This window comes from Halorientalis brevis (assembly GCF_023077655.1).
On sequence record NZ_JALLGV010000005.1, the window covers coordinates 124391 to 143538 of the forward strand.

Genomic DNA, 19148 nt, shown 5'->3' on the forward strand with positions numbered 1-19148 from the left:
TACGAGACAGTCCAGGCTGACCTGCTCAGTGGTCGGCTACCAGTCTGGTCTCTCCCGCAGTAACAGATTCCCCTTTGCCGACGAGCAGGTCCTCGCGGGTTACGTCCTCTGGGAAGACCACGTCGACGCGGCTACTGAACGAGATGTGCCCGATCCGGTCGCCCCGCTCGACGGTCTGTCCCGCTTCGACGTAGGGGTAGATGCGGCGCGCGACCGCGCCCGCGATCTGGACCACGGTGTAGTCCTCGAACTCCACGTGCACCTTCTCGTTGCGGTCGGATTCCTTGATGAACGCCGGCCAGTGCGCCCCCGGGGAATGGGTGACCGATTCGACGGTCCCACCGAGCGGGGCGCGGTTGACGTGGACGTCGGTGAGGTTCATGAAGATGCCAACCCGAAGTCTGTCGTCCTCCTCCCGGATGACCGAGACGCGCCCGTCGGCCGGGGCGACGATTCCGGTGTCGGGGACGACCCGGTCCGGGTCACGGTGAAACGCGAGCACGACGATTCCAGCGAGCGCGACGAAAAGGCCCGAGAGCGGCGAGAACAGAACCGAGACGAATCCCAGGAGAGTCAGTGGGGCAGCGTATCGACTCGTTCCCTGGGCGACGCGGGCACACATACCCGGTGACAACGTCCGGGCGGGTACAAACCTATCGACTGGTCCACGCTCGCTCAGCGTCGTCGCTATTCGGCCACGTCGAGCGGCTTTGCCCCGGCGTACTCACGGAGGGTGTCCGGCTCGATGGGGAACACTGCTTGCGGCGTCCCGGCGGCGGCCCAGACGGTCTCGTGGTCGAGCAGCGTCTCGTCCATGTACACTGGCACGTCGCTGTCGTGGCAGAACGGTGGGACGCCCCCGATGCTCCAGCCGAGCGTGGCCTTGATGTCCGTCGCGTCGGCCATCTCGACCTCGGATTCAGCGAGGTCGCGCTCCGCGGCGACTTTCGCCATGCTCACGCGGTTCGCACCGCTCGTGACGACGACCACGAGTCGGTCGCCGGCCGCGAGTGCGATCGCGCTCGCGATCTGAGCGACGTCACAGCCGACCGCCGCTGCTGCGTCCTCGGCCGTCTTCGTTCCGTCCGGGAACTCGTGAACGTCGACGTCGAGGCCGAACTGCTCGTCTGCGCGCTCCCTGAACTCGGCTGCCCGTTCGTGCATACGCCACCGTGACCACCCAGTCCCCAAATAGTTTCTCTCCTCGACGGTTGTCACACTGCTCGACTCCCGTCGAAAGTCGACACGGGGCTTTTGCTGGTGGCGACCAAGCTACTGGTATGAGCGACGCCGACGATCTGCTGGAGCCGTTCGACGACGACCTCGTGGAACTCGTCGCCGATCGGAGCGACGTGTCCGAGTCCGAACTTCGAGACCTGCTGACTCGCCACCAACGGCAAGTGCGCGACAATCCAGGCGTCGAAGACATCGTCTACGAATGGCGGAGTCAATTCCACGAACAACCCGTCCTCGAGCGGACGGCAGAGGCCTACTATCTCCGATTACGGACGCACGTCTGGGACGAGTTCGCCACGGCGCTCGACGTCCCAGAAACCGACCTCGAGGCACTCCTGGGCGTTCACGAAGAGCAGACGCGTCGCCAGACCGGCGCAGAGACGACGGACAGTGAGGCGATGATGGTCCTTTCGAGGACGTGAGCGTCACTCACGAGTCCACAGCACGCGCCCCAATTCTCACGCAACGGTTCAGACAACACAAACGATACTTTTGGACGTGAAAAATTTGTTTTTAGAGAGGTTATTTTATGTGGTGTGGGAACGAAAGACCAGGTGTAATGAGCACCCAGAAGAACGTGCTTCAGGAAGCAGGGACGGTCGAGGAAAACAGGCTTCGCATTCCGGAAGACAAAGCCGAGCAGATCATCGACGCACTGAACACGGACCTGGCGGCGACGTACGTCCTGTACCATCAGCTTCGCAAGCACCACTGGAACGTCGAGGGTCCACAGTACCGGGAACTACATCTGTTCCTCGGCGAGGCAGCCGAAGAAGCCGAGGAAGCGGCCGACGAGATCGCAGAACGGGTGCAAGCACTCGGCGGCGTCCCCGTCGCCAACATGACGAGCCTCGAGGAACGTGCCCCGGTCGACATGGAGGACGACGACGTGTACGAGATCCGGACGTCCCTGGAACACGACCTGGAGATGTACGGCGACATCATCGAGACCGCCCGCGATCACATCGAACTCAGCACGAACCTGGGGGACCACGCCTCCGCGGAGATGCTCCGGCTCCAACTGGTCGAACTCGAAGAGCACGCCCACACGATCGAGCACTTCCTCGGAAAGGACTCACTCCAGGACTGGTGAACCGTCCCGGGAGGCGTCGCCGCCCCGTTTCCGTGAACGCCGGAACGTGTGACTCGGTTTTTCAGTGTGGACTCGAAGAGAGAGAACACCCCCGACGAAAGGTGATTACCGTCGAAGATCGACGGTCAGATCGGTCGAGATCCAGGCATCTGTGTTGTCAGATTCGGTGAAGACGAACCGATCAGGGGTAGTCTGATGGGCCGTCACCGTTCGTCCGGGGAGATCGCTGTGAGAGTCGTCCGTCTGCTCAGTGTGTTCAGTGGAGAGCCGATCCCGTGCTGGCATCATAGAAGTTAGGCGGGCCTAAATCTAAAAGGGTTTTGGTCTCCCTAATCCGAGAGCGGGAATCAGTCCGGCGGACGGTTCGTCGGTTTCGAGGCCCGGCTTTTTACCGGAACGGACCGTAGCGGACTCAATGAGCGATTCAGGCAGCAACGCGGATCTCGCGCGCCTCGCCGCCGACCTGGCGCGGTCACTGCGCGATTTGCAGCGGGAGCTAGATCAGCGGCCCAGCGGCCCGCGACCACCGTCCCCGCGTGAGATCCTCCGATTCACCGACGAGATCGCGATCCCGGGAATCATCCTCGTTCTCGAGACGAACGTGCGCGCGCTGCGACTGCTCCAGCGCGCGATTCGGTTGAGCGACGAGCGGAAGCCGCCAGCTGGGCCCGACCACGCGGTCCGCGAACGCGCAGTTTCCGTCAGCCAGGCCACGCTCGGCCGCCTCGACGAGGTGCTGGCCGACGTTCAGGACGCGATCGAGGGACGACCACAGGACGAGGAAGCACGACAGGTCCTCGACGAGGCCCGCGCTCTCAGGGAGGAAATCGACGCGCAGCTCGCCGTCACCACCGCCGACGCGAACCGCGGCCAGTTCGAAGCCGACGCCGGAAGCGACGTCCCAGTCGACGTCGACGCCGAACTCCAGTCGATCAAAGACGATCTCGACGACGGCGACGACGGCGAGCAGTAACACCACCGGGTCGACAGCGCTCGGTCATGGGGACGTTCTCCCTTGTGCAACCGTGTCAACATAACTGAACATAGCATGTTTTATTAATTTCGTCGGTGGACTAGCGGATGCAAATGAGCGGAGATGGGACAACCGAGGGGACGCGGGTCGAACTGTACGCCCGATCGTCGTTGCCAGAAATTGCCGAGAAGCGACGGGACCAGATTGCGACGCGGCTCGACGAACTCGCGAACGCGGGCCACATCTCGCAGGTCGAAATCCACAACTGGCGCAAGAAGGTCTCGCTAACCGCGGACTGTCGGGAGCAGACTCGATACGAAGCGTTCACCGAGTGGGCCGACGAGGTGGGCGTCGATCTGGCTCCGTTTTTCGACACCCGGACGTGTTACTCGATGGATTCGGGGGAGAAAGGAGAGCGACTCGTGTTGCCCGCGCTCTGTCTCGCCGTCTATCGAGACGGGACCCTCCAGTCGGTGTATCCCCACTCGACCAACGACGGGTCGCGCTCCGTAATGGACTGTCTTCGCGCCATCGAATCTGCTCGCCGCCGCACGCCGGACCCGGACGGCGCGACGCTAACGGCCGACGACGATTCGCTCGAAGTGTCGCACTAAATAAACGTTCCCACCGTCTGGGAACGGCAGCCCGATTTTATTCTAAACAATGATGTAAGATCCACTGTGGAGGATCATGACTGAAACCACTGGTCGCCGCCTGGAACTGTATCTCCGGGACGAGACACGGGGGAGGTCGGGTGAGCAACAGACAGCGGTGCGAGGGCGCGTCGTGGACCTGGCAGCGACACCGCTCGTCAACGCCGTCGAGACGTACGACTGGCCCCGCAAAATCGCAATCGACGGGACAGGACCGACGGACGACCGGGCGCGCGAAGCGTTCAACGCGTTCAGTCGGTGGGCACGAGAACGAGACGCTCGGATCTATCCGGCGTTCGGGACGCGTGACTGTTTCGACCGGGACACGGGGGAGCAGTACACGGCGCTCGTACTGCCAGTGATGGCACTCGCGGTCTACGAGAACGATGTGCTGGAGGCCGTCTATCCCCACAGAGACGGCGAGCGGGTCGTGACCGTCTTCGACGGCCTGGCCGACATCGAGACCGATGGCCGATCAACGCCGGACGACGAGGACCGCAGGCCAGTCCCGGCAGGATGACCGCTCGCAGCGAACCGCCGGTTCGCTGACGCGTCCCGGGGTGAGACGGGTACGCAAACAGCTAAGAACGCTCGTGCCCTTCAGGGGGCATGAATTCCAGGACGAGAGCGACGCTGTACCTGCGCGATTCGGTTCCAGCGGCAGCGCGTGCCGAGCAGCAGAAAGCGGTGGGGCGTCTCCAATCGCTCCAGGCAGCGGGCGTCGTCGACAGCGTCACTATCGAGAGCTGGCCGAGTCGGGTCACGAACGGCACTCCCGACACCATTCAGGCCCTGGCGACGTACGATAGTTTCGACAGCTGGGCTCGCGACCACGGTGCGTCGATGCGTCCCGCCTTCGACCGGCACGAGTGCCACAGTCGCTTCACTGGAAGCCGGTTCACGACGACCGTCTTTCCCGTGATGTGTCTCGCTGTGTTCGAGAACGACACGCTGACGGCCGTCTATCCCCACGCCAGGCAGGGTCGGCCAATGACTGTGCTCGAGGGGATCGCGATTCTGGAGAGTACTCGTCGACCCGAGCTAGCCCGACACTGATAGTCTCCCGACGAGCGTGATTCGACCGGCCCGCCGGTGTTCGAGAACGGATCGAAAAGAAGTCGCGATTGTCGAAACGCCGGACCTGGACCACCTCTCTGGACGGGTCTCCACGCCGGTTCTGACCCGTTGTTCGGCGAGTTACTGCCTCACTGGACGGGTCTCCACGCCGGTTCTGACCCGTTGTTCGGCGAGTTACCGCCTCACTGGACGGGTCGGAACCGATACCCGTCCCACTCCTGATCGGCGTCTTCCGGTTTGAGCCCGACGCCGGGCTCGCGGAGTTCGTCGACGTAGACGGGTTCGACCTCGTCGCCGCTCTCGACGTCGAACTCCTCGTCGTCGTCCTCGGAACCGACTTGTCCGAGCGCGCGGACGGATTCGCCGTCCACTTCGAACTCGACGATCGCGAGGGTGTTCGGCTCGCGGACGCCCGGCGGGGTCGCCGTGCTCTTGGTCCACGTGACGATCTCTGCCGTTTCGTCGCTGAGATCGATCTGCTCGTCTTGCGGTTCGCCACACTCGGGACACAGCCGGTGTCCCGGGTACGTGATGTGTCCGTTCGGACAGCGGTATGCGTCGAGTCCCATCGTTATCGCGCCTCCATGATCGTGGTGATGACACAGTTCCCGAAGCCGCCGACGTTGCAGGCCAGACCGGTGTCGGCCTCGACCTGTCGCGGGCCGGCTTCACCCACGAGTTGTTCGTAGATCTCGTAGCCCTGTGCGACGCCGCTGGCTCCCAGCGGATGGCCCTTTGACTTGAGCCCGCCCGAGGTGTTGATCGGCAACTCGCCGTCTTTCTCCGTGCGACCCTCCTCGACGTGTTTCCAGGCTTCGCCCTTCTCGGCGAAGTCCAGGCCCTCCATCTGGAGGAACTCCAGAATGGTGAACATGTCGTGCAGTTCCGCCACGTCGACGTCCTCGGGGCCGAGACCGGCACGCTCGTAGGCCGTCTGGCCGCTCTCGACGACGCCGCCCATCGTCGTCGGGTCGTCGCGCTCGTGGACGACGTGCGTGTCGGTCGCGCCGCCGATGCCCGACACCACGACGTACTCGTCGGTGTACTGTTCTGCGACCTCGACGGGACAGAACATGAGCGCGGAACTCCCGTCCGTGATGGGACAGAAGTCGTAGAGTCGGAGCGGGTCCGCGATGATCGGACTCTCCAGGGCCGTCTCCACGTCGATCTCCTTCTGGAACTGTGCCTTGGGATTGTCCACACCGTTCTTGTGATTCTTGACCGCCACTTTCGCGAGGCTGTCTCGCGGTGCGTCGAACCGTTCGAGGTAGTGCCGGGCGGTCATGCCGGCGAACGACGGCAGCGTCACGCCGTGTTTGTACTCCGCAGGGTGGGTGATCGACGCGATGATGTCGGTCGCGCCGCCGGTCCCCTTGTGGGTCATCTTCTCCCCGCCCACGAGCAGCGTCATGTCACTCGCCCCGGAGGCGATGGACTGCCAGGCGCCGTAGATGCCGGCGCCGCCGCTCGAGCTGGTCTGATCGATCCGCTGTGAGTACGCCGGCATGAGCCCGAGATCGTGCGCCACCGCGTTCATGATGCCGGTCTGGCCCTCGAACTCCCCGCTGGCCATGTTCGAAACGTACACGTGCTCCACGTCTCCTGGGGCGACACCAGCGTCGGCCAGACACTCCTCGCCCGCCTGGGCGAGCAGCTCGCGAATCCAGGCGTCACGCTGGCCGAACTTGGTCATCGAGCCCCCAATTATCGCAACGTCCCTATCCATAATCCGTCTAGAATCTCTCCTGCCGGTACCGTAAAACTGGCCCTCAGTGTAGCTTTCTGCCGCCATGCGAGGCATGTGTTCACTAGCCAAACTTCCCGAACCACAACCCTTTGACCGTCGTCGCCGAACCCACACGTATGACCGGTTCCGGCGTCGTGACCGCGATCCATCTCGCACCAGCCCAGGGCGCACCGCCCGAGGCTGTCGATTCCGTCCAGGCCGTCGCGGGGCGTGGCCTCGAAGGCGACCGCTACTACCACGACGACGGAAGCTTCGCCGACCGCGAGGGCTGTGCGATCACGTTCATCGAATCTGAAACCCTCGCTGCGGTCGAGCGAGACTACGACATCGCGCTCGATCCCGGTGCCCATCGTCGCAACGTCACGACCCGTAATATTGCACTCAATCATTTAGTCGACCAGCGCTTCCGCGTCGGCGACGCGATCTGTCTCGGAACGGAACTCTGTGAACCATGTACGTATCTGGAACGACATCTCCAGGAAGAAGGGATTCGTGACGCGCTCGTCCACCGTGGCGGGTTGCGCGCACGGATCGTCGAAACCGGCAACATTCAGACCGAGAGTGAAATCGCGCCCCTCGCCGACTGATCTTTTCGACGGAATCATCACATTCAAGCCGTCTGAGCCGAATTTTCGCGTATGAACGAAGCGGGTCTGCAGGTCCTCATGGATCAGGAGACTGTCGCTGACCGAGCCACCTCCGGCGAGCTTCCCGAATGGGCGACGGCCCACTGGGAGACCTTCCGGAACGCCCTGACGGGCGAGCGCAACGGGTCACCGTTCCCCTGTTACTTCGGCGTCGAATCGATCAAGAACGGCGACCCGCTGTACACCGTCTGTCCGTCGATGACCGACAAGGACGCGCTCTTGAACTTCCGGGACACGCTCCTCGAATACCTCGACGTCTACCGGGATCACTCCGAGCAGGCGTCGTTCGTCGTGTTCTTCAAACCGCCCGAGACGGAACTCTCGGAGCGAGACTACCACGAACGCCTCTGGCACATCCTCCAGTTCCTCCACGTGCACGATCCGGAGCCGTGGCCCGAAGACGTTCCGACGGACCCGGACGACCCGTACTGGGAGTTCTGCTTCGGCGGTGAGCCGATGTTCCCGACCTGCCGGGCGCCGTTCTACGACGAGCGCAAGAGCCGCTACTGCCCGGTCGGCCTGGAGATCACGTTCCAGCCGCGGTCGCTGTTCGAGGGGATCACCCACGACACCGACGCCGGCCAGCAGGCGCGAGAGGTCATCCAGGGCCGTCTCGAGGAGTACGACGGCGTCTGCCCGCACGCAGACATCGGTGACTACGGCGTCGAAGGCGACCGCGAGTGGCACCAGTACCTCCTCTCCTCGGACCCCGAGCAGGCCCCCGACGAGTGCCCCATCAACGTCTCTCGCCAACATCCGAAAGCGACCCAGACTCTCCCGGACGGTCATGCCGCCGATTGACGACCGGTCGGTCACGCTGCCCGGCGACGCCGCACTCCTGCTCGTCGATTTCCAGCAGGGGTTCGACGACCCGTCCTGGGGGAAGCGCAACAACCCCGACGCAGAGAAGCGCGCGGCCGAACTCCTCACCGCCTGGCGTGACGCGGACCGACCGGTCGTCCATGCCCGTCACGATTCGACCGAGCCCGATTCGCCCCTCAGAGGCGACGAACCAGGCTTCGCGTTCAAACCCGCCCTCGAACCAGCGGCGGGCGAACACGTCGTTACCAAGCAGGTCAACGGTGCCTTCGTCGGCACGGGGCTGGAAGCCTGGCTTCGGGAGCGAGACGTCGAGACGCTGGTGATCGCCGGCCTCACGACGGACCACTGCGTCTCGACCACCACCCGGATGGCCGAAAATCGCGGTTTCGAGGTGTACCTCGTCGCCGACGCGACGGCCACTTTTGATCGTGAGTTCGATGGCGAATCCATGACTGCCGACGAGATTCACCGCTCGGCGCTCGCCCACCTCGACGGCGAGTTCGCCACCGTCGTTCCCACTGCGGCCGTGGTATCGAACACGCCGCAGTAAAGACGTGAGGGAACTCAGAGGTCGCCGAGGTCCCGGTGTCGTCGCATGAGATAGAGAAAATACGGCCCACCGATCAATCCGGTAACGATACCGACGGGGAGTTGGATCGGCGAGAACGCGAGCCGGGCGACGACGTCTGCAGCCGCCACCAGTGCCGGCCCGGCGAAGACGCACCCGATGACGAGGCGACGATAGTCGCTGCCGACGACGTTCCGGACGAGGTGCGGGACGACCAGTCCGACGAAATTCACCATCCCGGCCGCCGCGATCGCCGCCGAGGAGGCGACGATCGCGACCGCCGCCATCCCGAACCGGACCCGTTCGACGGACATCCCGAGCGAACTGGCCGTCTCCTCGCCCAGCACGAGCACGTTCAACTGTCTGGCACCGGCCAGCGCCAGTGCCAGCGAGCCGATCGTCCAGGGGAGCACGAGCCGCACCTGTGACCAGTCTTTTCCGGTCAGCGATCCGGTCAGCCAGGCCAGTGCTTGCTGGACGATGCCGGTGTTGCCCGCGAAGAAGAACAACCCCTGCTGGAGCGAGTAACTGATCGTCGCGACGACGACGCCCGCAAGCACCAGCCTGACCGGGCTGGTGCCGCCCTTCCAGGCGATCGCGTAAACGAGCAAGAACGCGACCGTACCGCCCAGTGCCGCGACGAGCGGGAGGTACGCTGACAGCGACGGAACGAGCACCAGCACGATCAACACGGCCAACCCCGCGCCGTGACTGACGCCCAGGACGGACGGGCTCGCGAGTTCGTTGCGCGTCACCGCCTGGAAGATCGCCCCGGCGACTGCGAGGCTCGCGCCCACGCAGGCGCCCACGATGACTCGCGGGATGCGGATCTGCCAGACGATGAGCGTCGTCGTCGCCACCGACGGAAAGTCCCACCCGAGCAACAGTCCGAGGAGCACCCGCGGCTTCGTGATCACGGCCGGATCGAAGATGGCTCCGACGACCTGCCCGAACGACATCTCGTAGGACCCGAACCGAATCTGTATCAACCCGGCCACGGCGAAGATGGCGATACTTCCAGCGATCACCACTGTGAGCTGTCTGTCGAACAGCTCCCGCCAGCCGCCGAGGAGGGCCCTGACTGCGGCCATCTTCGATCCGTCTGAGTGGGACTCCCGACTCATCGCAGTAGATCAGGCGTCGCCCGTGACGATGCTCGCGATCCGACTCCGGTCGAACAGCTGCCGGTCGCTCGTGACTTCCCCGAACACGTCGGGGTACAGTTGCTGTGCCGCTCGTTCGGTCAGGAAGAAGTTCTGGATCGGTCCCTGGTGGAGGAAGCCGCCGCGGTACACGCGGCCGTTCTGTACCGCCGTCAGTTGGCTCGCAACCTCGTGGTCCCGCATGAACGACAGCACCGTGTTTCGGAACTCCTGGGCGGACTTGCGTTCGTGTCCACGGACCATCACGACGTCGGGGTCGACCTCGAGCATCGTCTCGTAGTCGATCTTCCCGCGGTTGGTCGTGCTGAGTCCCGTGATACCCGTTCCCGCCAGGGCATCGCTCACACCCAGGTCGTGCCACTGCTTCTTGCTCGTTCCCTTGTCGTTCAGCCGGTAGGGTGAGAACTCGGTCGGCTCGTCGCTGGCCGCGTACACCAGCAAGACGTTCGGTCGCTGGTCGGCCGACGGCATTTTCGTCTGGAGCTTCGTGATGAACTCGTCGTGGTACGTCTCGAACTGCCGGTAGCGGTCCTCGGCTTTGAACACCTTCGCCACCTTGTGGAAGGCCTCGTACAGCGTGTAGTACCGGTAGTCGTGCCACTCGTCCTCCCGTCGGAAGATGAGGTTCCCGAAGAACGGTCCAGCGTTGTTCTCGATCTGCTCGACGTCTTCCTGTTTCCACCCGAACCAGTTGAGCAGCATCTGCGGGTCCATCAGGTGAACGTCGTTCTGGAGTCCGAGCAGCGCCTCTTTGGGAATCGTGCTGTTTCCGTCCAGCAGGTTGTTCTCAGTCAACGTCTGCTCGTCGACGCTGACGCCGTCGAGCCCCTCGTAGACGTACGTGTAGTATCGGTCTTTGTACCCGATGCCGGTGATCCCGTCGGCCTGTCCCAGTGCCACCGCCATGTCGGCGAACGCGCCGTCGTAGGCGATCCACTGCTTCGGGACCGACTCGAACGTGACCTTCCCCACTGGCGCCATCTGCACGGTGTACGAGCCGTTCGTGCCTGCCTCTCCGTTCCCAGTGAGATCGCCACAGCCCGCGAACAGCCCTGCTGATGCACCGGCGCTCGTTGCAAGTAGTTGCCTGCGAGTTACCATGTGGTTTAGGCTCGCCTAACTATGGAAAAGCGCTTCGGTTTTTAGGTCGGCCTAAAACAAAGAGTTCGATCGTCGGAGTCCGTTCGCGATCGTCGACTATCCGTCGAGCGGCCGTTTCGGGACGACGTGGAGGTCGGGATCGGTCGTGACGGCAGCGTCGACGCCGAAGACGTCGGCGAGCATCGCTTCAGTGACGACGTTTTCCGGCGGGCCCCAGTCGTAGAGGTCACCGTCGTCGATGGCGACGACGTAGTCCGCGAACCGGGCGGCCTGGTCGATGTCGTGCAACACGAGGCCGACGGTCACACCGGTTTCGTCGTTGAGCTTCTGGACGACTTCGAGTACGCGGAGCTGATGGCGAACGTCGATATAGGTCGTCGGTTCGTCGAGCAGTAGCACGTCGGTCTCCTGGGCGAGCACCATCGCGATCCAGACCAGTTGCTTTTGCCCGCCGCTGAGACTCCCCACCTCCGTGTTGCGGAGATCATCGATGCCAGCCAACTCGATCGCGCGCTCGACGGCTGCTCGATCCGATTCGGACGGGGCGTCCAAGAACCCACGGTGCGGGTACCGACCGTGGAAGACGAGGTCCTCGACGGAGACCGAACTGGGACACTCGTGTTCCTGTGAGAGGTGGCCGAGTTCCCTGGCGAACGCCTTGGCGTCGTACTCGGCGACTTCCCGCCCGTCGAGGAACACCGATCCCGTGTCGGGTTCGACGTGCGTGGCGATCGTCTTCAGGAGCGTGCTCTTGCCGCTGCCGTTCGGGCCGATCAGCGCCGTAATCTCGCCACGGGGCAGGTCGATCCTGTCGACGTCGACGACCGATTCCGCCATCCCCGGATAGCTCACCGAGAGGTCCTCGACGTAGACGTGTCCGTTGGTACGTTCCGCAGTCACCGTTGCCCCCTCAGCGCGCTCGTCTCCGCCGACCGACCCCTGTTCAGTCCCCCACTCTTGCTCTGATTCTGTACTCATCAGGCTGTCCCGCCTCCCGGACGTGCTGAGCCGACAGTCCCACTCATGCCCGAGTTTAGGCCAGCCTAACATTAACGACTTGCGGAACGTCTCGAAAATAGAACGGACGCGTAAGTGGGCGTCCTGTCAGCTTAGAGACTGCGAGCAGCGGCCTGCCACTCGCTCCCGCGTTCGACGCGCCGCGGGCGACGCCGACTCGACGCACCCACGTTGTTCAGTCGACCGCCGAACGTCCACTGACTCACCGTCTCGGCCGAGTCGGCCTGGGCCTCGGCCGCCGCTCGTGCTCGGTCGGTGAGGTGCGCGCTCACGGCCGACGCGACGGCGACCGCCTCGGCGTCGCTCGGGACGTCGGTCGCCCCGAACGAGAGCGAGTCGAGAATGGCCTCGAAGTCGATCTCGACTACCTCGTCGCTGTGTCCGTTCGTTCGCTCGTCGAGGTCGAGTTCCGTCATAGCGGAATGTTCCCGTGATCCTTCGGCGGCGTGTCCTTGCGCTTGCGTTCGAGCAGGTCCAGGTCGTCGATGAGCCGTTTCCGCGTGTCCTGTGGCTCGATGACGTCGTCGAGGTAACCCCGCTTGGCCGGACCGTACGGATGAGCGAACTCCTCGCGGAACTCGTCCATCAGTTCCTGGCGCTTCTTGTCCGGCTCGTCTGCGTTGGCGATCTCGTTCCGGTACAGGATGTTGACCGCCCCGCGCGGGCCGAGCACCGCCATCTCCGACCCCGGCCAGGCGTAGTTGACGTCCGAGCCGAGGAACTTCGAGGACATGACGATGTAGGCGCCGCCGTAGGCCTTCCGGACGATGACGGAGAGCAAGGGGACCGTCGCCTCCGCGTACGCGTAGATGAGTTTCGCGCCGCGACGGATGATGCCGTTGTGCTCCTGGTCCGTACCGGGCATGAACCCGGGCACGTCCACGAGCGTGACGATCGGAATGTTGAACGAGTCACAGAAGCGGACGAATCGGGCGGCCTTCTCGGAGGCCTCGATGTCCAGCGTCCCCGCGGAGACGCGGGGCTGGTTGGCGACGACGCCGACGACGCGACCGTCCATCCGGCCGTAGCCGGTGACGACGTTGCGCGCCCAGCCGTCGTGGACCTCGAAAAAGGAGTCCTCGTCGACGATCCGGTCGATGACGGTCGTCATGTCGTACGGCTTGCGGGGCTCGTTCGGCACGATGTCCGCGAGGTCGTCACAGGTCCGCTTGGGATCGTCCCAGGGCTGGGCCCGCGGCGGCTCCTCCATGTTGTTCTGGGGGAGATACGAGAGCAGTCGCCGGATGTCGTCCAGCGCCTGCTCCTCGGAGCGGGCGGCGAAGTGCGCCACGCCGGATTTCGTCGCGTGGGTCTTCGCCCCGCCGAGTTCCTCCTTGGACACCTGTTCACCGGTGACCGTCTCGATGACGTCTGGCCCGGTGATGAACATGTGGCTGGTGTCCTCGACCATGAAGGTGAAGTCCGTCAGCGCGGGCGAGTAGGTCGCCCCGCCGGCACATGGCCCCATGATGGCCGAGATCTGGGGGATGAGCCCCGACGCCTTCGTGTTGCGCTGGAAGATCTTGGCGAAACCCACGAGGGAATTAACGCCTTCCTGAATCCGCGCACCGCCGGAGTCGTTGAGGCCGATGAAGGGGACGCCGGCCTCGATGGCCTTGTCCATGACCTTGCAGATCTTGTCGGCAACGACTTCGCCGACCGACCCGCCGAGGACGGTGAAGTCGTGGGCGAAGAGGAACACCTTCCGCCCGTTGACCTCCCCGTAGCCGGTGACGACTGCGTCGCCGGCGTATTTTTTCTCGTCCATTCCGAACGCCTGCACCCGGTGTTCGACGAAGGGGTCGATCTCGTGGAAGCTCCCCTCGTCGACGAAATAGTCGATGCGCTCCCGGGCAGTCATCTTGCCTTTGTCGTGCTGGCGCTGGATCCGTTCCTCGCCACCGCCGAGTTCGGCCTCCCGTTTCCGCTCGCGGAGTTCCTCGATCGGTGTTGTCACTTCCTCGTCCGCCTCGGGCTCTTCCTGTTGACTCATGACTGGCTTACCATTCCATCCCGCCGTTGACGGCGAGAATCTGACCCGTCATGTAGCTCGACTGCTCGGTCGCGAGGAACCGGACGATGCCCGCGATGTCCTCGACCGTCGCGAACCGGTTGAGCGGGATGCGGTCGAGAATCTTCTGCTGGACGCGCTCGGGCACCTCTTCGAGCATGTCGGTCTTGACGAAGCCCGGGGCGACGCAGTTCGCCGTCGAGCCCGTGCTGGCGAGTTCGAGCGCGAGCGTCCGGGTGAACCCGAACAGGCCGCTTTTCGTCGCGGCGTAGTTGGCCTGGCCGTAGTTGCCCTGCTGGCCGACGACCGAGGAGATGTTGATGAGCCGCCCGCTGGACGACTGCTTGATGTCGTCGAAGAAGGCGTTCGTCGCGTTGAACACGCCGCCCAGGTTGACGTCCATGACCGTCTCCCAGTCTTCCCGGGTCATCTTCTCGAACTTCTTGTCGATGGTGATGCCGGCGTTGTTCACCAGCACGTCCGCGCCACCGTAGAGTTCGTCGACGCGTTCCGCCATCGCGTCCACTTCGTCCTGGTTCGAGACGTCTGCTTGGAGCGGCACTGCTTCGCCACCGTCGTCCGTGATCGCATCGGCCACGTCGTGAGCCTCAGCCTCCGACGACCGATAGTTGACGATGACGTTTGCCCCACGACGACCAAGCTCTTCCGCGATACCACGTCCGATGCCGCGCGATGCACCGGTTACCACACAGGTCTGATTTTCGAGCATCATTGTAGACACCACAAGGGGGGGTTCCAGGTCGAACGCGTGGCCCTCTCAAACCACCACACGTTGCGCCGTTCGCTCCCCGTATCCCTCATATAATGCTGCCCACATACGGCCAAATAATAGTTCCCCTTAAACTACGTTAAACGAAATCGAAAGTGTATAATGACCTCGGTATCCGTTCCCACATCCCGGCCTCCGGAGCGACAGGTACTTTAGGCTCGCCTAAACAATGTCCGGTAACATGGTAACGGACGTTTGTCTTATCGTTCCGACGATACGTGAGTACGAGTGTCTCCGCTCGTACTTCGAGAACGCTCGCACGCACGGCTTCGACCTCGACCGGCTCCACGTCGTTCTGGTCACGGAGGACTTCTGTGACACCGACGAGATGCGAGCGATGCTCAACGACGAGGGCGTTGAGGGGCGCGTCTTCGACGGGAGTGCTCGCGAGGACTGGTTCGCCGAACGCGGCCTGGATCAGTACGCCCATCTCATTCCGGAGGCCAGCCACGCACAGACGAGTTTCGGCCTGCTCTACATGTGGGAGAAGGACTTCGAGTACGGGTTCTTCATCGACGACGACACGCTCCCCCATTCCGACTTCGACTTCTTCGGCACTCACTTCGACAATCTTGCCTACGAAGGCGAGATCGAGTCAGTCAGCTCCGACGAGCGCTGGGTGAACGTCCTCTATCAGAACGTCGACGACCACGGACTCTATCCGCGCGGCTACCCCTACAGCGCGATGGACGAGGAGATCGAGACCGAGACGGCGACGGTCGACGACGTGGTCGCGTCCCAGGGGCTGTGGACGAACGTCCCCGATCTCGACGCGGTCCGCATTCTGATGGACGGCGACCTCCAGGGACAGGCCCAGACGAGAACGACGGCAGACGACTACGACGGCAACTTCGTCGCCGCCGACGGGCAGTACCTCACCGTGTGCTCGATGAATCTGGCCTTCCGCCGCGAGGTCATCCCGGCGTTCTACCAGCTCCCGATGGACGACAACCGCTGGGACGTCGGCCGGTTCGACGACATCTGGAGCGGCCTGTTCTTAAAGCGCGCCTGTGACGTGCTCGACAAGCAGATCGTCAACGGGTATCCGCTCTGTGAGCACAACAAGGCCCCGCGATCGACGTTCGGCGACCTGAACAACGAGGTCCCCGGACTGGAGCTCAACGAGCACGTCTGGGAGATCATCGACGAGGTCGGCGCAGACGCAGACTCGTACGCGGGCGTGTTCGCGGCGATGGCCGACGCGATGGCGACCGGCGAGTTCGACTACGAGAACGCCGAGTTCATCAACTTCTGTGGCGAGTACATGCAAGACTGGCTGGCCTGTCTCGACGAACTCCAGCCCGGTACCCTGTCCACGGAGGACCGCGCATCGGTCACCGCAGACGACTGAACCGGCAGCGTTAAGTGTTTTAGGGTCGCCTAAATTCAAACATGAGCGACCATAAGGAAGTCGGCGACCGCGTCTTTTCTCGGCGGAGACTCCTGCAGTACGGGACCGGTGCAGGAGCGGCCGCGCTCGCTGGCTGTTTCGGACTGATGGACGACGGACAGAACCAGAGCACGCCCCAAAATGTCACTGCGTCCGATTTCCGCGGGACTGGCTCGATAGTCGACGAGGGGTTCCGCGGTTCGGGGAACCTCTCGCAGGGACGGCCGGCGCCAGGCGGCACGTCGATCAACGACTTGCCCGACCTGTCGGGTGATCTCGCCCTCTACATCGGCGGTGGCGAAGGCGGGATCTATTATCAGCTCGTGGAGAAGCTCCAGGAGATTTACCCCGACTTCACGGTGTATCCGACCGACAACAGCTCCGCGTCGCTGGCACAGACGATCGTCCAGGAAGTGAACAAAGGGGCGGCACAGGCGGACGTGTTCTGGTCGATCGACGCCAGTTCGCTCGGATACGTCGCTGACAACGACGCGTACGAACCGCTCTCTGGGGAGGCAGTCAACCCCGTAGGAAACGATCAGTTCGTCGGCGACGACAACGCCTGGGCCGGCGTCGCCGGACGCGCGCGAGCCATTCCGTACAACACCAACAAGCTCAGCGAATCGGACATCCCGAACAAAGTCCAGCAGTTCCCGGAAACGGACGCCCTTCGGGGGACGATGGGCTGGGCGACGACGTACGGCGCGTTCAAGTCGTTCATTACGGCGATGCGCCTGACGGAGGGCGAACAGGCGACCAAAGACTGGCTGGTCGCCATGCGCGAGGCCGGCACCGAACGCCACGGCAACGAGTACGCCGTCTCACAGGCCGTCGCTAACGGCGGGCACGCGGCCGGGTTCGCGAACCACTACTACGCGCTGCGCGTCCAGAACCAGCGACCCAACGCACCCCTCGACCTGGCGTTCACGGAGGGCGACGCCGGAGCCCTCGTCAACGTCGCCGGCGCGATGAAGGTCAAAGGGACGAACAAGGGTGAACTGGTCGACAACTTCGTGCGCCACCTGCTGTCCGCGGAAGCACAGGAGTTCTTCGCGACTGTCAGTTTCGCGTATCCGATGATCAAAGGTGTCAAGCCCGTGGCCGGACTACCGACGGTCGACAAGCTCAGCCCGCCAGACATCGACCTCTCGAAGCTGTCGAACCTCCAGAAAACCCTCGACTTGATGAAAGAAGCCAACGTGCCTGTATGAACGGACCGGAGCGCGTCCGCAACGCCGCCAAACGGGGGACCGGTGATCGGTCCCACGCTATCGACGTCAGCCTGACGTTGTTAGCCGCGGCGATCGCGGCCGTGCTCGTGTTACCGATCGGATGGCTGGTCGTCGACGCGTTGAACCTGGGGACGCGGGCGGCGGAACTCGCCACCGCTTCCTCGACGGTGTCCGTGCTGATTCGGAGCGTTGCCCTCGTAACGGTCGTGACAGTCGCCAGCATCCTGCTCGGGGTCGCACTGGCCGTGTTGACGGTCCAGGGTGACCTCCCGTACTCTCGGTTCTGGACCGTCCTCTGTGCGTTGCCGCTCGCAGTGCCCAGTTACCTCGGCGCGTTCGCGTTCGTCTCGGCGTTCGGGCCGAACGGCGAACTCGCCGACCTCCTGGCGCCGATCGGCATCGACGCTGTCCCGTCCGTGTACGGTTTCGCTGGTGCCGCGTTCGTACTGACGCTGTACACCTACCCGTACGTGTTCCTGACGACGCGAGCGTCGCTGCTGTCGCTCGACGGCACGCTCGTCGAGGCCGGCCAGACGTTGAACTCCGGACGATGGGAGGCGTTCCGGCGGATCACGCTGCCACAGATTCTGCCGGGGATCGCCGCCGGGGCACTGCTGGTCGCGCTCTACACGATGGCGGACTTCGGGACCCCGAACATCATGCGCGTCGAGGTGTTCACGCAGTTCATCTACGCACAGTACAACGCGTTCGCCAGGGATTACGCGGCGGTCCTGTCGCTGCAGCTCCTGGCAGTGACGGCAGTCGTCCTGGCCATCGAGTCCCGCATCGGCGTCGACGAGTCCGGCGCCTACGAGAGCAGTGGCAGTCGCGGTGCGCTCGACGTCGACCTCGGCGTCTGGCGGTATCCCGCGCTGCTGGTCCCGGTCCTCGTGGGCGTGCTTTCGATCGCGTTGCCGGTCGCCATCTTCGGAATGTGGCTGCTCCAGGGCGGCCCGGGCTACGAGGCGGGACGGATGGCGTTTTCCTGGTCGTACGGCTGGAACTCGGCGAACCTGGCGCTGCTGGCGGCGGCCGTTTCCGTGCTGGTGGCGCTGCCGATCGCGATCAACTCCGCGCGGTCGGAGTCGCGACTGGCGACGCTGGCCGACCGCGCCCCCTACGTCGGCTACGCGACGCCGGGGATCGTCCTGGCGATCGCCCTGCTCAGTTTCAGTCTCGACGTGTTGCCCACGGTGGCGGACCTGACCGGCGTCGACGTCGTGGAGACGTTCTACAAGACGGTTCCGATGCTCGTGTTCGCGTACGTCGTCCGGTTCATGCCCCAGGCGATCGGCTCGATACGGACCTCGACGCTCCAGGTCGACCAGCACCTGATCGAGGCGGCCCAGACGCTCGGTCGCTCCCGGCTGAACACCTTCCGGACGGTGACGCTCCCGCTGATCCTGCCCGGCGTCGCCGCCGGCGCGGCCCTGGTCTTCCTGACGACGATGAAGGAACTGCCGGCGACGCTGATGTTGCGGCCGCTGGGGTTCGACACGCTCGTGACATACATCTGGCGGGTCAAGGAGGCCGGCCTCTACGGGCAGGCGGCGGTCCCCGCGCTCGTCCTGGTCGCGATTTCCGGCCTCTCGATGGCCGTCATCCTAGCACAGGAGACTGGTGACTGA

General features: G+C 63.9%; 23 protein-coding genes. 12 read left to right on the forward strand and 11 right to left on the reverse strand.

Annotated features, from left to right (window positions below):
• Positions 1-25: 25 nt before the first annotated feature.
• Positions 26-622, reverse strand: coding sequence for a protein sorting system archaetidylserine decarboxylase (locus MU553_RS12475; protein WP_247378330.1), 597 nt, complete (start codon positions 620-622; stop codon positions 26-28).
• A gap of 65 nt (positions 623-687) precedes the next feature.
• Positions 688-1164, reverse strand: coding sequence for a YbaK/EbsC family protein (locus MU553_RS12480; RefSeq protein WP_247378331.1), 477 nt, complete (start codon positions 1162-1164; stop codon positions 688-690).
• 116 nt (positions 1165-1280) lie between these two features.
• Between MU553_RS12480 and MU553_RS12485 the strand changes: the two genes are divergently transcribed.
• Together MU553_RS12485 and dpsA are read left to right on the forward strand one after the other, a co-directional pair.
• Positions 1281-1658 carry a DUF8048 family protein gene (locus MU553_RS12485; RefSeq protein ID WP_247378332.1) on the forward strand — a complete coding sequence of 126 codons (378 nt, stop codon included), beginning with the start codon at positions 1281-1283 and terminating at the stop codon, positions 1656-1658.
• Between the two features lie 137 nt (positions 1659-1795).
• On the forward strand, positions 1796-2329 hold the full coding sequence (dpsA, locus tag MU553_RS12490; RefSeq protein WP_247378333.1) for a DNA starvation/stationary phase protection protein DpsA: 534 nt from the start codon (positions 1796-1798) through the stop codon (positions 2327-2329).
• Between the two features lie 105 nt (positions 2330-2434).
• On the opposite strand, the gene MU553_RS12495 is transcribed toward dpsA, so the two are convergent.
• Complete coding sequence (locus MU553_RS12495) at positions 2435-2614, reverse strand: DUF7331 family protein (protein WP_247378334.1); 180 nt, start codon at positions 2612-2614, stop codon at positions 2435-2437.
• Between the two features lie 130 nt (positions 2615-2744).
• Between MU553_RS12495 and MU553_RS12500 the strand changes: the two genes are divergently transcribed.
• The 4 genes from MU553_RS12500 to MU553_RS12515 all read left to right on the forward strand — a co-directional run bounded on the left by MU553_RS12500 (position 2745) and on the right by MU553_RS12515 (position 5011).
• Positions 2745-3302 carry a DUF7547 family protein gene (locus MU553_RS12500; protein WP_247378335.1) on the forward strand — a complete coding sequence of 186 codons (558 nt, stop codon included), beginning with the start codon at positions 2745-2747 and terminating at the stop codon, positions 3300-3302.
• Between the two features lie 113 nt (positions 3303-3415).
• Positions 3416-3916, forward strand: coding sequence for an HTH domain-containing protein (locus tag MU553_RS12505; RefSeq protein WP_247378336.1), 501 nt, complete (start codon positions 3416-3418; stop codon positions 3914-3916).
• 76 nt (positions 3917-3992) lie between these two features.
• Entirely contained in the window at positions 3993-4475 is a 483-nt protein-coding gene (locus tag MU553_RS12510; RefSeq protein ID WP_247378337.1) for an HTH domain-containing protein, read from the forward strand.
• 89 nt (positions 4476-4564) lie between these two features.
• Complete coding sequence (locus tag MU553_RS12515) at positions 4565-5011, forward strand: HTH domain-containing protein (protein WP_247378338.1); 447 nt, start codon at positions 4565-4567, stop codon at positions 5009-5011.
• A 203-nt stretch (positions 5012-5214) separates the two neighbouring features.
• Here MU553_RS12515 and MU553_RS12520 read toward each other — a convergent pair whose 3' ends face one another.
• Positions 5215-5601 (reverse strand): Zn-ribbon domain-containing OB-fold protein, encoded by a 387-nt coding sequence (locus MU553_RS12520; RefSeq protein ID WP_247378339.1) that lies wholly within the window; start codon positions 5599-5601, stop codon positions 5215-5217.
• 2 nt (positions 5602-5603) lie between these two features.
• Positions 5604-6758 carry a thiolase family protein gene (locus MU553_RS12525; protein WP_247378340.1) on the reverse strand — a complete coding sequence of 385 codons (1155 nt, stop codon included), beginning with the start codon at positions 6756-6758 and terminating at the stop codon, positions 5604-5606.
• A gap of 137 nt (positions 6759-6895) precedes the next feature.
• Between MU553_RS12525 and MU553_RS12530 the strand changes: the two genes are divergently transcribed.
• Genes MU553_RS12530 through MU553_RS12540 form a run of 3 tightly spaced genes read left to right on the forward strand, consistent with a single transcriptional unit; the run spans position 6896 to position 8798 of the window.
• Positions 6896-7366, forward strand: a complete 471-nt coding sequence (locus MU553_RS12530; protein ID WP_247378341.1) for an MOSC domain-containing protein — start codon at positions 6896-6898, stop codon at positions 7364-7366.
• 51 nt (positions 7367-7417) lie between these two features.
• Positions 7418-8227 (forward strand): YqcI/YcgG family protein, encoded by an 810-nt coding sequence (locus MU553_RS12535; RefSeq protein ID WP_247378342.1) that lies wholly within the window; start codon positions 7418-7420, stop codon positions 8225-8227.
• Positions 8214-8798, forward strand: a complete 585-nt coding sequence (locus tag MU553_RS12540) for a cysteine hydrolase family protein (RefSeq protein ID WP_247378343.1) — start codon at positions 8214-8216, stop codon at positions 8796-8798. The genes MU553_RS12535 and MU553_RS12540 overlap by 14 nt, the downstream gene beginning before the upstream one ends.
• Before the next feature lie 14 nt (positions 8799-8812).
• Here MU553_RS12540 and MU553_RS12545 read toward each other — a convergent pair whose 3' ends face one another.
• From MU553_RS12545 to MU553_RS12570, 6 genes are all read right to left on the reverse strand, one after another.
• Positions 8813-9940: a FecCD family ABC transporter permease gene (locus MU553_RS12545; protein WP_247378344.1), complete on the reverse strand. Its 1128-nt coding sequence runs from the start codon at positions 9938-9940 to the stop codon at positions 8813-8815.
• Between the two features lie 9 nt (positions 9941-9949).
• Complete coding sequence (locus MU553_RS12550; protein WP_247378345.1) at positions 9950-11080, reverse strand: ABC transporter substrate-binding protein; 1131 nt, start codon at positions 11078-11080, stop codon at positions 9950-9952.
• 96 nt (positions 11081-11176) lie between these two features.
• Positions 11177-12058, reverse strand: coding sequence for an ABC transporter ATP-binding protein (locus MU553_RS12555; protein WP_247378346.1), 882 nt, complete (start codon positions 12056-12058; stop codon positions 11177-11179).
• Between the two features lie 131 nt (positions 12059-12189).
• Complete coding sequence (locus MU553_RS12560) at positions 12190-12513, reverse strand: DUF8022 family protein (protein ID WP_247378347.1); 324 nt, start codon at positions 12511-12513, stop codon at positions 12190-12192.
• The gene (locus tag MU553_RS12565) at positions 12510-14090 is read right to left on the reverse strand and encodes an acyl-CoA carboxylase subunit beta (protein WP_247378348.1); all 1581 of its coding nucleotides are present in this window, start codon (positions 14088-14090) and stop codon (positions 12510-12512) included. Before MU553_RS12565 ends, MU553_RS12560 begins: the two co-directional genes overlap by 4 nt.
• A gap of 7 nt (positions 14091-14097) precedes the next feature.
• Positions 14098-14841 carry a beta-ketoacyl-ACP reductase gene (locus MU553_RS12570; RefSeq protein ID WP_247378349.1) on the reverse strand — a complete coding sequence of 248 codons (744 nt, stop codon included), beginning with the start codon at positions 14839-14841 and terminating at the stop codon, positions 14098-14100.
• A 238-nt stretch (positions 14842-15079) separates the two neighbouring features.
• On the opposite strand from MU553_RS12570, the gene MU553_RS12575 reads away from it, so the two are divergent.
• The 3 genes from MU553_RS12575 to MU553_RS12585 are packed head-to-tail and all read left to right on the forward strand — an operon-like array spanning position 15080 to position 19148.
• A complete protein-coding gene (locus MU553_RS12575; RefSeq protein ID WP_247378350.1) occupies positions 15080-16249 on the forward strand; it encodes an alpha-1 4-glucan-protein synthase in 1170 nt (389 codons plus the stop codon).
• 41 nt (positions 16250-16290) lie between these two features.
• Positions 16291-17499: an extracellular solute-binding protein gene (locus tag MU553_RS12580; RefSeq protein ID WP_247378351.1), complete on the forward strand. Its 1209-nt coding sequence runs from the start codon at positions 16291-16293 to the stop codon at positions 17497-17499.
• Entirely contained in the window at positions 17496-19148 is a 1653-nt protein-coding gene (locus tag MU553_RS12585) for an ABC transporter permease (protein ID WP_247378352.1), read from the forward strand. The genes MU553_RS12580 and MU553_RS12585 overlap by 4 nt, the downstream gene beginning before the upstream one ends.

Excerpts from the sequence above, each read along its gene's own strand:
- MU553_RS12475 (WP_247378330.1), bottom strand. The coding sequence starts at position 622 with ATGTGTGCCCGCGTCGCCCAGGGAACGAGTCGATACGCTGCCCCACTG.
- MU553_RS12480 (WP_247378331.1), bottom strand. The coding sequence starts at position 1,164 with ATGCACGAACGGGCAGCCGAGTTCAGGGAGCGCGCAGACGAGCAGTTC.
- MU553_RS12485 (WP_247378332.1), top strand. The coding sequence starts at position 1,281 with ATGAGCGACGCCGACGATCTGCTGGAGCCGTTCGACGACGACCTCGTG.
- dpsA (WP_247378333.1), top strand. The coding sequence starts at position 1,796 with ATGAGCACCCAGAAGAACGTGCTTCAGGAAGCAGGGACGGTCGAGGAA.
- MU553_RS12495 (WP_247378334.1), bottom strand. The coding sequence starts at position 2,614 with ATGCCAGCACGGGATCGGCTCTCCACTGAACACACTGAGCAGACGGAC.
- MU553_RS12500 (WP_247378335.1), top strand. The coding sequence starts at position 2,745 with ATGAGCGATTCAGGCAGCAACGCGGATCTCGCGCGCCTCGCCGCCGAC.
- MU553_RS12505 (WP_247378336.1), top strand. The coding sequence starts at position 3,416 with ATGAGCGGAGATGGGACAACCGAGGGGACGCGGGTCGAACTGTACGCC.
- MU553_RS12510 (WP_247378337.1), top strand. The coding sequence starts at position 3,993 with ATGACTGAAACCACTGGTCGCCGCCTGGAACTGTATCTCCGGGACGAG.
- MU553_RS12515 (WP_247378338.1), top strand. The coding sequence starts at position 4,565 with ATGAATTCCAGGACGAGAGCGACGCTGTACCTGCGCGATTCGGTTCCA.
- MU553_RS12520 (WP_247378339.1), bottom strand. The coding sequence starts at position 5,601 with ATGGGACTCGACGCATACCGCTGTCCGAACGGACACATCACGTACCCG.
- MU553_RS12525 (WP_247378340.1), bottom strand. The coding sequence starts at position 6,758 with ATGGATAGGGACGTTGCGATAATTGGGGGCTCGATGACCAAGTTCGGC.
- MU553_RS12530 (WP_247378341.1), top strand. The coding sequence starts at position 6,896 with ATGACCGGTTCCGGCGTCGTGACCGCGATCCATCTCGCACCAGCCCAG.
- MU553_RS12535 (WP_247378342.1), top strand. The coding sequence starts at position 7,418 with ATGAACGAAGCGGGTCTGCAGGTCCTCATGGATCAGGAGACTGTCGCT.
- MU553_RS12540 (WP_247378343.1), top strand. The coding sequence starts at position 8,214 with ATGCCGCCGATTGACGACCGGTCGGTCACGCTGCCCGGCGACGCCGCA.
- MU553_RS12545 (WP_247378344.1), bottom strand. The coding sequence starts at position 9,940 with ATGAGTCGGGAGTCCCACTCAGACGGATCGAAGATGGCCGCAGTCAGG.
- MU553_RS12550 (WP_247378345.1), bottom strand. The coding sequence starts at position 11,080 with ATGGTAACTCGCAGGCAACTACTTGCAACGAGCGCCGGTGCATCAGCA.
- MU553_RS12555 (WP_247378346.1), bottom strand. The coding sequence starts at position 12,058 with ATGAGTACAGAATCAGAGCAAGAGTGGGGGACTGAACAGGGGTCGGTC.
- MU553_RS12560 (WP_247378347.1), bottom strand. The coding sequence starts at position 12,513 with ATGACGGAACTCGACCTCGACGAGCGAACGAACGGACACAGCGACGAG.
- MU553_RS12565 (WP_247378348.1), bottom strand. The coding sequence starts at position 14,090 with ATGAGTCAACAGGAAGAGCCCGAGGCGGACGAGGAAGTGACAACACCG.
- MU553_RS12570 (WP_247378349.1), bottom strand. The coding sequence starts at position 14,841 with ATGATGCTCGAAAATCAGACCTGTGTGGTAACCGGTGCATCGCGCGGC.
- MU553_RS12575 (WP_247378350.1), top strand. The coding sequence starts at position 15,080 with ATGGTAACGGACGTTTGTCTTATCGTTCCGACGATACGTGAGTACGAG.
- MU553_RS12580 (WP_247378351.1), top strand. The coding sequence starts at position 16,291 with ATGAGCGACCATAAGGAAGTCGGCGACCGCGTCTTTTCTCGGCGGAGA.
- MU553_RS12585 (WP_247378352.1), top strand. The coding sequence starts at position 17,496 with ATGAACGGACCGGAGCGCGTCCGCAACGCCGCCAAACGGGGGACCGGT.